Source organism: Verrucosispora sp. FIM060022, assembly GCF_003977705.1.
Taxonomy (GTDB): Bacteria; Actinomycetota; Actinomycetes; order Mycobacteriales; family Micromonosporaceae; genus Micromonospora; species Micromonospora gifhornensis.
Window position 1 is genome coordinate 1114457 of the sequence record NZ_RQIV01000001.1, and the last position, 12820, is coordinate 1127276.

The window sequence follows — 12820 nt, forward strand, 5'->3', positions numbered from 1 at the left end:
TCACCGGTGGCTAGCGTGCCGGTGCATGGACCTGCCGCGACAATTCGTCATCCGCGAGGGTGACCTGCGCATCCTCAACCCCTTCGACGCGGAGAAGCTGGCCACCCTGGGGCGGGCGCTGAAACTCGCCCCGGGCACCTCGATCCTCGACCTGTGCAGCGGAAAGGGTGAGCTGCTCTGCACCTGGGCCCGCGACCACGGGGTGGTCGGTACCGGCGTGGACATCAGCACCGCCTTCACCGCCGCCGCCCGGCAGCGAGCCACCGAACTGGGGGTGGCGGAACAGGTCCGCTTCGTGCACGGAGACGCCGCCGCGTACGAGGGCGAGGCACTGGTCGACGTGGCGGCCTGTGTCGGTGCCACCTGGATCGGCGACGGTGTTCCCGGCACCCTGGAGATCCTGGCCCGGCGGCTACGGCCCGGCGGGATGGCGCTGGTCGGTGAGCCGTACTGGCGGATCGAGCCACCGGACCAGGCGACCGTCGAGGGCTGCGACATCACCAACCGGGACGACTTCCAGGACCTGCCCGGCCTGGTCGGGCTCTTCGGTGAGCAGGGCTGGGACCTGGTCGAGATGGTGCTGGCCGACCAGGACAGCTGGGACCGCTACGCGGCGGCCCACTGGCTCAACCTGCGCCGCTGGCTGGACGACAACCCGGACGACCCGCTCGCCGGCGAACTGCGGCAGGAGTTGACCGAGGATCCGTTGCGCCACGTGCGCTATCGCCGCGACCATCTGGGCTGGGGCGTCTTCGCCCTGATCCGCCGCTGATCCGCCGTGACTGCGGCGATCGCTGCCACGGCGGCATCAGGTGCCGGCACGACCGCCAGCCCGGCTTCGTCGACGGTGGCAAGCCACCGACGCCTTTCGTCTGACGGTCACCTCACCCAGGCGGCTGGCCGGGGACCGAGGGAGACGAACGGTGCCGTCGCGTGCGCAGCCAGCTCCTGATCCCGTACACGCATGCAACGGTCAGAAGGAGGAGGGCCGGCCAGATCAGGTGCACCCAGATACCGCCGAGCAGGAACGCGGCACCGAGCAGGGCCTGACCGCCACTCTCCACCAGCACCAGCCGGCTGTCCCTGCCGCTGTGATCACGGGCCTCTGAACCACCGCGAAGCAGCAGGGTGGCGCCGCGCCACAGGCCGAGCCCTCCGGACATCAGGAGTAGCCAGCCTCCCAGCAACGTCAGCCAGCTTGGCATCCGTGGCTCCCTCGTCGTTCCTGCCGTGCGCGATCGACAGTAGGTCATAGCGCGGCGGCCAGGCGTAGGGAACGTTCTCTGACGATCTCCTGCGATTCCCGAGCCCACGCTGCCGCCCACCCCGACAGCGGGCAACGAATCGCCCCCCCACCCCCACCCCCACCCCCACCCACCCCCGCCCTCGCCCGCCCCACCCCCGCCCCCGCGATCTTGCACTTTTGGTCCCGACGAAAGCCTCATAAGGCCGCATATCGGCGACCGTAAGTGCAAGATCGCGGGGGCGGGGGCGGGGCGCGGGTGGGGGTGAGGGCGGGGCGCGGGTGGGGGTGAGGGCGGGGGCGGGGCGCGGGTGGGGGTGGGGGTGAGGGTGGGGGCGGGGTGGGGATCGCCTGGCGGGGCGGGTGGGGTGGGTGGGTTAGGCGGGGGTGGGGTGGGGGTGGGGGGTCAGGCGGGTGATGAGGGCGGTCAGGTGGGTGGCGAGGGTGATGTCGTCCACTGTGCTGAGTGCGGCCAGGTTGGTCTGGATCAGCATGGAGAGGCGTTCGTGCTCGCGGCGGCCTCGGGCGGTCAGGTAGGCCCGGATGCGGCGGCGGTCGATCGGGTCGACCCGACGGAAGACCAGGTTGCGGTCGACGAGTTGGTCGACCAGCTTGGTCAGGGTGCCCGGCGGCAGGGACGCCTCGGCGGCCACTTCGCTCATCGGGTGGCCCAGGCCGTCGGCCAGCAGGCAGAGCACCCGCCAGGCCTCAATGCTGAGCGCCTCGTCGGCCAGCAGCCCGCCGACCCGGCGGGAGAGCAGCCGTTCGGCGCGGGTGAGCAGGGGCAGCAGGTCGGCTGCGGAGCCGGGATGGTCTGACATGGCACTCCCGCCTTGGGGTTGCCGCGTCATCGTACCGAGACGTCCCGCTTGTTGGGGAGGTCTGGTCACCAGGATCGGCGGCGGTCACCATGTGTTCATGTCCGGGCCGGCGTCGGGGATCGGGAGTCCGCGGGCGGCGCAGAGCGTCGCCGCCGGGACGTCCTGGCTCACCGTCGACCGAGGCGTGGTCAGTATCGCGTTGGTGTACCCGATGCGCGGGCCGGCCGGCATGTTCGGCCCGAGCTGCGAGCTCTGTGCCCAACTCGCCGTCGAGGAGGTCAACAACCGGGGCGGGGTGCTCGGTCGGGAGCTGCGACTGGTGCCGGTGGACGGTGGGGCGCCGCCGGCCGAGGTGGCCGCCGAGGTCGAGGCGCTGGTGTCGGTCGGTGCGGTGCAGGGCGTCACCGGTTGGCACATCTCCTCGGTCCGTCAGGCGGTGGCACCGCGCATCGCGCACCGGGTGCCGTACGTCTACACCGCCCTGTACGAGGGCGGTGAGCGTACCGAAGGGGTCTTCCTGACCAGCGAGACCCCGGATGCGCAGCTGTTGCCGGCGATGCGGGTGCTCGCCACCGACGTGGGGGTGCGGCGCTGGTTCGTGGTCGGCAACGACTACGTCTGGCCCCGGCGGACCACGCAGGCCGCCTACCGGTACGCGCAGCGCACTGGCGGCCGGGTGGTCGGGCATCATTTCCTGCCGCTGGAGACCCACGACTACGCCGAGGTGTTGCGGCGCATCGAGCGCAGCGACGCCGACGCGGTGCTGATGCTGCTGGTCGGTGCGGACGCGGTGCGCTTCAACCGGGCGTTCGCCCGTTCCGGGCTGGATCAGCGCTGTCTGCGGCTGAGCACGCTGATGGACGAGAACATGCTGCTGGCCAGCGGGGTGGCCGGCACCCGAGGGCTGTTCAGTACGGCCGGTTTCTTCGCCGGCCTGGTCACTCCGGAGAATCTGGACTTCCACGGCGCGTTCGCCCGCCGCTTCGGGTTGGAGGCGCCGCCGCTGGGCAGCCTCGGCGAGTCCTGTTACGAGGGGGTCATGCTGCTGGCCGCGCTCATCGCCAAGGCCGGCACGCTGGACGTCCGGGCGGTGGAGGCGTCCGCGGACGTGGTGTCGTACGACGGACCGCGTGGCGAGTTGCGGCTGCGGCGGCGGCACGTGCGGCAGCGCATCTACCTGGCCGAGGCCGACGGTCTGGATTTCACAGTCGTCGCCGAACTCTGACCCGCGGCAGTGTGATCGCGCGGCATCGATCACGGCGTGACCCGACCGTGCCTTGACACGCCCGGGAAGCGGCCACATAAGATACTTCCTGCGTGAAGTATCCGGTGCCGAGCCGGATGTCGCCAACCGCTCGACGGCAGTCTGATAATTGCCGTCCACTGCGGCTGATAATCGTATGCCGGTTTCCTGTGCGTCCTTTTGTGGCGGCAGGTCCCGGCATTTTCTGTGTCCGCTGCACCGGCCGTTACGCGGTAGCGGAAACAGTCTATTGAGGATCGGGAAACATCCGCGCAATGAAGCGGATCGAAGCTTTCCCTGCCCGATATCCGAATCGGTGCCCGGTCGGCGTCCACCCGCCCGTCGGGCGCCGCGATGTTCCACCGGACCGCACCGCAATCGCAGCTCGACACCTTCGCTCGGGACCGGCGTTCGTTTCCGGGCTACTGACTCGACGCTTCACGTGCGACGCAGGGAGATTTGATGACACTGTTCCGGGGACGACGCATCCTGGCGGGTGCCATGACCCTGGTCGCCGCGGCCGCGCTGGCCGCGTGCGGCAGCAAGACCACCGACGAGAAGACCTCCGCCGGCGTCACCGCCGACACCTCCGGCGACACCGTCAAGGTGGGCCTGCTCAACTCCCTGTCCGGCACGATGGCCATCAGTGAGGTGACCGTCCGCGACTCGATCATGCTGGCGATCGAGGAGATCAACGCGGCCGGCGGGGTACTCGGCAAGAAGATCCAACCCGTGGGTGAGGACGGTGCCTCCGACTGGCCGACCTTCGCCGAAAAGGCCGAGAAACTGATCCGCGAGGACCGGGTGGCCGCCGTCTTCGGCTGCTGGACCTCGGCCAGCCGAAAGGCCGTCAAGCCGGTGTTCGAGAAGCACAAGGCGCTGCTGTTCTACCCGGTGCAGTACGAGGGACTGGAGCAGTCGCCGTACATCTTCTACACCGGAGCGACGACCAACCAGCAGATCGTTCCCGGCCTGGACTACCTCAAGGCACAGGGCGCCAAGTCGCTCTACCTGGTCGGTTCCGACTACGTCTTCCCGCGCACCGCGAACAAAATCATCAAGGCGTACGCCGAGGCCAACGGAATGACTGTGCTGGGGGAGGACTACGCCCCGCTCGGCTCCACCGAGTTCGGCACGATCACCAACAAGGTGAAGTCCTCCGGTGCGGACGCGGTCTTCAACACCCTCAACGGGGACAGCAATGTCGCCTTCTTCAAGGAGTACAAGTCCGCCGGGCTGACCGCCACCAGCATGCCGGTGGTGTCGGTGTCGATCGCCGAGGAGGAGGTCAAGAGCATCGGCACCCAGTACTTGGAGGGTCAGTTGACCGCCTGGAACTACTACCAGACCACGCCGGGTGCGGCGAACGAGAAGTTCGTCGCCGCGTACAAGGCCAAGTACGGGGCGGACAAGCCGACGAGCGACCCGATGGAGGCCGCCTACGTCTCGGTCTACCTCTGGAAGGCGATGGTGGAGAAGGCCGGCACCTTCGAGGTGGAGCAGGTCCGGCAGGCCTCCGACGGCATCACCTTCGAGGCGCCCGAGGGTCTGGTCACCGTGGACGGCGCGACCCAGCACATCGCCAAGACCGCCCGCGTCGGCAAGGTCGGCCCGGACGGCCTGATCACCGAGGTGTGGAACTCGGGCAAGCCGATCACCCCGGACCCGTACCTCAAGAGCTACCCGTGGGCCGGTGGCCTGAGCTAGCCGGCACCCCGGTTCGGGCGGGACCTCACGGTTCCGCCCGAACCGCCCCACCAGCAGTACGGAGTACCCACCGTGACAGTTCTCATCGGCCAACTCTTCACCGGCGTCAGCATCGGAGCGGTGCTGCTGCTCATCGCGCTCGGCCTGGCCCTCACGTTCGGCCAGATGGGCGTGATCAACATGGCGCACGGCGAGTTCATCATGGCCGGCGCGTACACCACCTTTGTCCTGCAACAGGTCATCACGGCGGCCGGCTGGTCACTGCTGATCGCCCTGCCGGTGGCCTTCGTGGTGGCCGGCGCGATGGGTGTGCTGCTGGAGTTCCTGCTGATCCGCCGCCTCTACGCCCGCCCCCTGGACACCCTGCTGGTCACCTGGGGGGTGTCGCTGATCCTGCAACAGCTGGCCCGCGACATCTTCGGCAGCCCCAACGTGCAGACCCGGGCCCCCGAACTGCTCACCGGCAACATTGCGCTGCCCGGCGGGATCACCGTCGCCAACAACCGGCTGTTCATCCTGGCACTGGCCGGCGGCGCCGTCGTCGCGCTGACCGTCGCGTTGCGCATCACCCCGCTGGGCCGCCGGATCCGGGCCGTGGTGCAGAACCGTGACCTGGCCGCCGTCTCCGGCATCGCCACCGCCCGGGTCGACCGGATGACCTTCTTCATCGGCTCCGGCCTGGCCGGCATCGCCGGTGTCGCCCTCACCCTGCTCGGCCCGATCGGCCCCACCATGGGCACCAACCTGATCATCGATGCCTTCCTGGTGGTCGTGGTCGGCGGGATCGGTCAGCTCAAGGGCACCGTGATCGTCGCCTTCGCCCTGGGCGTGCTCCAGGCCACCGGCGAGTACCTGACCACCCTCAGCGTCGCCAAGGTGATGGTCTTCGTCGCCATCGTCGCGTTCCTCCAGTGGCGGCCCCAGGGCATGTTCACCCTGCGAACCCGGAGCCTGGCATGACCACCGTCGCCCGTGATTCCCGTACCGTCGTCGACCCCGCGCCGCCGCCGGCCAAGCCGGCGGCCGGGCCGTCGCGGCACCGCTTCCGCGCCGTAACCGGCTTCGCCTTCGGCGCCGCGCTGTTGTTCGCCGTGGCACCGCTGGTGCTGTCGGACTTCCGGCTCTCCCTGCTGGCCAAGTACCTCTGCGTGGCGATGGTCGCGGTCGGTATCGGCCTGGCCTGGGGGCGCGGCGGCATGCTCGCCCTCGGCCAGGGCGTCTTCTTCGGCCTCGGCGGCTACGCGATGGCCATGCACCTCAAGCTCGCCGACGCGGGACCGGGCAACATGCCCGACTTCATGCTGCTGTACGGGCAACTCGACGAGTTGCCACTGTGGTGGCGACCCTTCGCCAGCCCCTGGTTCGCCCTGCCCGCCACGGTGCTGCTGCCGATGGCGGTGGCGTTCGTGCTCGGCTCGCTGGTGTTCCGCCGTCGGGTCCGCGGTGCGTACTTCGCCATCCTGAGTCAGGCCCTCGCCGCCGCCATGGTGATCCTGCTGATCGGCCAGCAGGGCACCACCGGCGGCACCAACGGGCTCACCGACATCCAGGGCTTCTTCGGCTACGACCTGGACGACCCGGTCAATCAGCGGATGGTCTACTTCATCATCGCCGGCACCCTGCTGGCGCTGCTGGTCCTGGCCCGGCACCTGATGCAGTGCCGCTACGGCGAACTGCTGGTGGCCGTACGCGACGGCGAGGAGAGGGTCCGTTTCCTCGGGTACGACCCGGCAGCAGTGAAACTCGTCGCGTACGTGGTGGCCGCCGGCATGGCCGGGCTGGCCGGTGCGCTGTTCGTGCCCGCGGTCGGCATCATCTCCCCGGCCCTGATCGGGATCGTCCCGTCCATCGAGTTCGTCATCGGGGTGGCCGTCGGTGGACGGGCCACCCTGCTCGGGCCGGTGCTCGGCGCGGTGGCGGTGGCCTGGGCGCGTACCGCCCTGTCGGAACGGTTTCCGGGCGGCTGGACGTACCTGCAGGGGCTGTTGTTCGTGGTGGTGGTGGCGTTCCTGCCCGGCGGCCTGGCCTCGCTTATCGGCCTGGCCCGCCGCGGCGACGGTGAGCGGTGGTTCGGCCGGCTGCGGCGGACCCGCCGCACGGAAGGGCAGGCGTCGTGACGGAACAACTACCCGGACTCTACGTACGGGATCTGCGGGTCAGCTTCGACGGCTTCACCGCGGTCGACGGGGTGAGCCTCGACGTGGCGCCGGGGGACATCCGATTCCTGATCGGCCCCAACGGTGCCGGCAAGACCACCCTGGTCGACGCGGTGACCGGGCTGGTCAAGGCCACCGGCTCGGTACGCTTCGACGACCGGGAACTGCTCGGCCGCCCGGTGCACCGGATCAGTCGCCTCGGGGTGGGGCGTACCTTCCAGACCTCCACGGTCTTCGAGGAACTCACCGTCCTGCAGAACCTCGACATCGCGGCCGGCGCCCGGCGCGGCTGGGCGACCCTGCTGCGTCGCCGGCACGGCATCCCCGACGAGGTGGCCGAGGCTCTGGAGGTGATCGGCCTGGCGGGCCGGGCCGACCAGCTCGCCGGCACCCTCGCCCACGGTCAGAAGCAGTGGCTGGAGATCGGCATGCTGCTCGTGCAGGACGCCCGGCTGCTGCTGCTCGACGAGCCGGTGGCCGGGATGAGCCACGAGGAACGCGACGCCACCGGTGAGCTGTTGGAGCAGGTCAGCCGGGACCGGACGGTGGTGGTCATCGAGCACGACATGGACTTCCTGCGCCGGTTCGCGCGGACGGTCACCGTGCTGCACGCCGGCCGGGTGCTCAGCGAGGGCAGCGTCGCCCAGGTGCAGGCCGACCCCCGCGTGCAGGAGGTCTACCTCGGCCACCCGGTCGACGCCGGTCCGACCCCTCTGGAGGCATGATGTTCAGTCTGCGTGGCGTGCACGCCGGCTACGGCCGCAGCCGGGTGCTGCACGGCGTCGACGTCCAGGTGCCCGGCGACGGGGTCGCCACGGTGCTCGGGCACAACGGCGCCGGCAAGTCCACCCTGCTGCGGGTCGCCGCCGGGCTGCTGCGGCCCACCGCCGGTCAGGTCGAGTGGGACGGTGAGGACATCACCCGGCTCGCCCCGCACCAGCGGGTCGCCCGGGGTATCGCGTACGTGCCGCAGGGGCAGCAGTGTTTCCCGCACCTGACGGCGGCGGAGAACCTGCGCCTGGTCGCCGACGGCCGCCGCGACGGTGCGGCGGCCACCGCCGAGGTGCTGGACCTGTTCCCGGCACTGCAACCGCTGCTGCGTCGGCGGGCCGGGCTGCTCTCCGGCGGGCAACGCCAGCAACTGGCCATCGCCCGGGCGCTGATCACCCGACCCCGGTTGCTGATGCTCGACGAGCCGACCGAGGGCATCCAACCGTCGGTGGTGGCCGAGATCCAGGACCGGATCGTGGCGTTGATCGCGCAGACCGGGTTCAGCGTGCTGCTGGTCGAGCAGCATCTCGGGTTCGCGTTGCGGGTCGCCGACCGCTACCACGTGCTGGAGTCCGGCCGGGTCACCTCCGCGGGCGAGGGTGGCGGCGACGCGGAGCTCACCGTGCGGGAGGCGCTCGCCGTGTAGCGGCGGCGGTTGATCGACTCCGTGTCGGTGGTGTCACCGCCGAAACGGCGTGCCTCCACTTCCGCTGCTGGCGACGACCGCATAAGGTGTCGATGGAAGCGCTCCCACGGCCTCGGGCAGGGCCGTTGTGTCGACGTTCCTCATCACCCACCACAGAGGAAGTCGCATGTCCGCACGGAGAAAAATCCAGGCCGTCGCCACCGCGGCTGCGGTGCTGCTCGGCCTGGCTGCCGCCGCGCCCGCCGCAACGGCGGCACCCACGGCTGACGCCGTGACGAGCGCCGCCGTCCCGGCCAACGACTGGCTGCGTACCGACGGCAACAAGATCGTCGACGAGGCCGGCAACCAGGTCTGGCTGACCGGCGCCAACTGGTTCGGCTTCAACGCCACCGAACGGGTCTTCCACGGTCTGTGGTCGGCCAACATCGAGAACATCACCCGCCAGATGGCCCAGCGCGGCATCAACATCGTCCGGGTGCCCATCTCCACTCAGCTGCTGCTGGAGTGGAAGGCCGGCCAGGCGATCCGGCCGAACGTCAACACGTACGTCAACCCGGAGCTGGAGGGCATGAACAACCTCCAGGTCTTCGACTACTGGTTGCAACTGTGCGAGAAGTACGGCCTCAAGGTCATGCTCGACGTGCACAGCGCCGAGGCCGACAACTCCGGGCACACCTACCCCGTGTGGTGGAAGGGCACCGTCACCTTGGAGCTGTTCTACCAGGGCTGGGAATGGGTGACCACCCGCTACCGCACCAACGACACCATCGTCGCGATGGACATCAAGAACGAGCCGCACGGCACCCCCAACGACCCGCAGCGGGCCAAGTGGGACTCCAGCACCGACCAGGACAACTTCAAGTACGCCTGCGAGACGGCGGGCAAGCGGATCCTGGCCATCAACCCGAACCTGCTGATCCTCTGCGAAGGCATCGAGGTCTACCCGCGTCCCGGCGCCACCTGGAACTCGCCCAACACCAACCCGGACCGCAGCCCCAACTACTTCTACAACTGGTGGGGCGGCAACCTGCGCGGCGTCGCCGAGCACCCGGTCAACCTGGGCGCGCACCAGGACCAGCTGGTCTACTCGCCGCACGACTACGGGCCGCTGGTGTTCGAGCAGCCCTGGTTCGCCGGTGACTTCGACAAGGAGTCGCTGACCAACGACGTGTGGCGACCGAACTGGTTCTACATCCACGAACAGAACATCGCCCCGCTGCTGATCGGTGAGTGGGGCGGACGGCTGGGCCAGGACGCCCGGCAGGACCGCTGGATGGCCGCGCTGCGCGACCTGATGATCGACAACGGCATCCACCACACCTTCTGGTGCCTCAACCCCAACTCCGGTGACACCGGTGGTCTGCTGCTCGACGACTGGACCAGCTGGGACGAGACGAAGTACAACCAGATGCTCAAGCCGGCGCTGTGGCAGCACAACGGCAAGTTCGTCGGCCTGGACCACCAGGTACGCCTCGGTGGCGCCGGCGCCACCACCGGCATCAGCCTCGCCGAGCGCTACGCCGACGGCACCGACCCGGTGGACACCACCGCGCCGACCGCCCCGGGCCAGCCCACGGCCACCGAGGTGACCGCCACCGCCGCCACGCTGAACTGGGCCGCCGCCACCGACAACGTGGGTGTCACCGCGTACGAGGTGCTGCGGACCACCAGCGGCTCCGGTGGGGCCAGCGTGGTCACGGTCTCCGGCACCAGCTACCGGGCCACCAACCTGACCGCCTCGACCAGCTACACCTTCACGGTGCGGGCACGCGATGCGGCAGGCAACATCTCGGCGGCCTCGCCGCCGTTGACCCTGACCACACCGGCCGACAACGGCGGTGGTGGCGATCAGGGCTGCGCCGCGACGTACCGGGTGGTCAACTCCTGGCAGGGCGGCTACCAGGCGGAGGTGACCGTACGCAATTCCGGCACCGCGGCGATCGGCGGCTGGACGGTCAACTGGACCGCCCCGGCCGGCACCACCATCTCGTCACTGTGGAACGGCAGGTTGACCACGTCCGGCACCTCGGTGACGGTGCGAAACGAGCCGTACAACGGGCAACTGGCCGCCTCGGCCAGCACCACCTTCGGGCTGACCGGCAACGGATCGGGCGTGCCGACCGGGCTGAGCTGCGTCGCGTCCTGACGCGACCGGCGCGCACCCCTGCCCCATCCGCCCGGCGGGTGGGGCAGGGGCCGTCCGGATCACGTGATCCGGACGGCCCCGCGCGGCCCGGGCCTGGGATGGGCCGCGTCTAGGCCAGCCGGATGGCGTCACCGTCGACTGTGACGTTCGCGGCCGGCAGCGGGGCACGTGCCGGTCCACTGCGTACCGAGCCGTCGGCGATGTCGAAGACGCTGTTGTGGCAGGCGCAGGTGATGGCGCCGTTGTCGACCGAGGTGACCGTGCAGCCCTGGTGGGTGCAGGTGGCCGAGAACGCCTTGATGGTGCCCTCGGTGGGCTGGGTGACCACCACCCCGGCCGAGGCGAAGATCGCTCCACCGCCGACCGGAATGTCGGCGAGCGTGGCCAGCGCCGGTGGGCCCGGCTCGTCGTCCGGCGCACCGGATCCGCCGGGAGCGGGACTGCCCCCGCCGGGGGCGGCGCTAACCCCGGCCGGGGCGGTGTTGCCGCCCGGTGCGGCGGGTGGTGGGGCGGCCGCCGGCTGGCCGTACGTCGCGCAGCCGGTCAGCGCGGCCACTCCCGCCGCGCCGGTGCCGGCCAACAGGGCCCGTCGCGACCGGCAACAGCCGGCCTGCTCGTGGTTCATCGTGGCTGCTCCGCCCTCTCGAAGATCAGAACTGGATGCCGAAGGTGGTGAAGTACCACACCGACGAGGTCAGGAAGATGCCGATCAGGGCGACGAAGACCACCCCACCGACCACCGGCAGCACCCAACCGGCGAGACCGCGTTTGGGCAGGGTGAGCATCTTGGTGGCGAACGCGCCGAAGAAGAAGCAACCCAGCAGGGAGTGCAGCAGCGTACGGGTGTCGTAGCCGTCGAAGCCGAGCGCGTACAGACAGTGCACCGCGACCGGTACGGTCAGCAGGAAGGCGATCCGCCCCGACCAGCGGTGCGCGGCATCGGCCCAGGACGGGGAGAACCCGCCGAGCCGGCCCCACATCGACAGCGCGGACAGCAGCTGGATGACGGCGAAGAACGCCGCCCCGGTGCCCAGCCACACCTTCACCGTCAGCGGTGACGAGAAGCCGGCCACGTTGACCGCGATGCCGGTCGGGGTGTGGTTGCGGCCGTAGACGCCCAACGCCACCGCCACGCCCGCCCCGACCAGCAGCGGCACCATCATCGACGGCCGCCGTCGCGGCGCCGGTGCCGCGCCGAACTCGCGGATCACCTCGACGTCGGGCTCCGGCGGGCGGCGGGGCACCGTACGCACGTTGCCCTGCCGGTGCTGGGACATCACCGCGCTCCGGGGATGACCGGCTCGGCGACGATGGTGACTCCGTTGACCACTGTGCTGTTGAAGGCCGGGTCCAGCGGCGGCGCGGGGATCGGCTTGCCGTTCCAGGTGACGATGCCGATCTGCGTACCGTCGGGCAGCATGATCCAGCCGCCGTCGATGCCGGCCTTGCGGACCTCGTCGGTCGCGCGGTAGATCGCCGGGTCGGTGCCCGCGCCGGACTTGGTCTCCGCCTCGTCGACCGTCTCGCTGTCCGGCCGGGCGGTGAACTTCCAGCGCCGTACGCCGACGATCATCTCGCCGCTGGCGCTGTCACCCCGGATGATGCCGGTCAGCTTGGCGTCCTTGCCGGTCAGTTCGATCTTTCCGTCGCGGACCGTGCCGGACAGCCACACCTCCATGCTCCGGCCGTCGCAGACGTACGCCTCGGCCTTGCCGCCGGAGACCGTGATGGCGATGGTGGCGCCGTTCTCCAGCTGGCCGATCCAGTTCTGCTCGACCGAGGAGACGTCGACGCCGTCCGGCGACTCCTCCGGCTCGTCGGGCGGGGAGACTCCCGGCTGGCGGCTGTCCTCCGGATCGGGTTGCTCGTCGTCCACCGGAGCCTCGTCGTCGACGTCCGCCTCGTCCTGCGGCGGCGCGGCGACTGCCGGTGGGGCGTTCTCGCCGGTGGGCTGGGTGCGCGGCGGTGATGCCTGCGCACTCATCGTGAACAGCACGGCAGCCGTCACCGCCCCCGACAGGAGGGTGAGCAACGGGGTCAGGCGCTTCATGGGCCACTCCCTTCGCCATCAGGTACGGCATCGGAAG

13 protein-coding genes are annotated in these 12820 nt (G+C 70.1%); 8 read left to right on the forward strand and 5 right to left on the reverse strand.

Annotated elements, in window-relative coordinates; all coding sequences use genetic code 11:
* Positions 1 to 25 precede the first annotated feature (25 nt).
* Entirely contained in the window at positions 26 to 772 is a 747-nt protein-coding gene (locus tag EG812_RS04900) for an SAM-dependent methyltransferase (RefSeq protein ID WP_013734256.1), read from the forward strand.
* 112 nt (positions 773 to 884) lie between these two features.
* On the opposite strand, the gene EG812_RS04905 is transcribed toward EG812_RS04900, so the two are convergent.
* Positions 885 to 1205, reverse strand: a complete 321-nt coding sequence (locus EG812_RS04905; protein WP_126710846.1) for a hypothetical protein — start codon at positions 1203 to 1205, stop codon at positions 885 to 887.
* A 415-nt stretch (positions 1206 to 1620) separates the two neighbouring features.
* Positions 1621 to 2064, reverse strand: coding sequence for a MarR family winged helix-turn-helix transcriptional regulator (locus EG812_RS04915; protein ID WP_126710847.1), 444 nt, complete (start codon positions 2062 to 2064; stop codon positions 1621 to 1623).
* 97 nt (positions 2065 to 2161) lie between these two features.
* Here EG812_RS04915 and EG812_RS04920 point away from each other — a divergent pair, with 97 nt between their 5' ends.
* The 7 genes from EG812_RS04920 (at position 2162) to EG812_RS04950 (ending at position 10733) form a co-directional block, all read left to right on the forward strand.
* On the forward strand, positions 2162 to 3289 hold the full coding sequence (locus EG812_RS04920; protein ID WP_233579378.1) for a substrate-binding domain-containing protein: 1128 nt from the start codon (positions 2162 to 2164) through the stop codon (positions 3287 to 3289).
* A gap of 480 nt (positions 3290 to 3769) precedes the next feature.
* Positions 3770 to 5014, forward strand: a complete 1245-nt coding sequence (urtA, locus tag EG812_RS04925; RefSeq protein WP_126710849.1) for an urea ABC transporter substrate-binding protein — start codon at positions 3770 to 3772, stop codon at positions 5012 to 5014.
* A gap of 72 nt (positions 5015 to 5086) precedes the next feature.
* Complete coding sequence (urtB, locus tag EG812_RS04930; protein WP_013734251.1) at positions 5087 to 5974, forward strand: urea ABC transporter permease subunit UrtB; 888 nt, start codon at positions 5087 to 5089, stop codon at positions 5972 to 5974.
* Positions 5971 to 7131: an urea ABC transporter permease subunit UrtC gene (gene urtC / locus EG812_RS04935; RefSeq protein WP_126710850.1), complete on the forward strand. Its 1161-nt coding sequence runs from the start codon at positions 5971 to 5973 to the stop codon at positions 7129 to 7131. The genes urtB and urtC overlap by 4 nt, the downstream gene beginning before the upstream one ends.
* Positions 7128 to 7895: an urea ABC transporter ATP-binding protein UrtD gene (urtD, locus tag EG812_RS04940; protein WP_013734249.1), complete on the forward strand. Its 768-nt coding sequence runs from the start codon at positions 7128 to 7130 to the stop codon at positions 7893 to 7895. Before urtC ends, urtD begins: the two co-directional genes overlap by 4 nt.
* Positions 7895 to 8587: an urea ABC transporter ATP-binding subunit UrtE gene (gene urtE, locus EG812_RS04945; protein WP_013734248.1), complete on the forward strand. Its 693-nt coding sequence runs from the start codon at positions 7895 to 7897 to the stop codon at positions 8585 to 8587. The genes urtD and urtE overlap by 1 nt, the downstream gene beginning before the upstream one ends.
* A gap of 166 nt (positions 8588 to 8753) precedes the next feature.
* Complete coding sequence (locus EG812_RS04950; protein WP_126710851.1) at positions 8754 to 10733, forward strand: cellulase family glycosylhydrolase; 1980 nt, start codon at positions 8754 to 8756, stop codon at positions 10731 to 10733.
* Positions 10734 to 10842: 109 nt separating this feature from the next.
* On the opposite strand, the gene EG812_RS04955 is transcribed toward EG812_RS04950, so the two are convergent.
* The 3 genes from EG812_RS04955 to EG812_RS04965 all read right to left on the reverse strand — a co-directional run bounded on the left by EG812_RS04955 (position 10843) and on the right by EG812_RS04965 (position 12783).
* On the reverse strand, positions 10843 to 11358 hold the full coding sequence (locus EG812_RS04955) for a Rieske (2Fe-2S) protein (protein WP_126710852.1): 516 nt from the start codon (positions 11356 to 11358) through the stop codon (positions 10843 to 10845).
* A gap of 25 nt (positions 11359 to 11383) precedes the next feature.
* Positions 11384 to 11896 (reverse strand): DUF6529 family protein, encoded by a 513-nt coding sequence (locus EG812_RS04960; RefSeq protein ID WP_233579411.1) that lies wholly within the window; start codon positions 11894 to 11896, stop codon positions 11384 to 11386.
* Between the two features lie 113 nt (positions 11897 to 12009).
* Positions 12010 to 12783: a hypothetical protein gene (locus EG812_RS04965; protein WP_013734244.1), complete on the reverse strand. Its 774-nt coding sequence runs from the start codon at positions 12781 to 12783 to the stop codon at positions 12010 to 12012.
* Positions 12784 to 12820 lie beyond the last annotated feature (37 nt).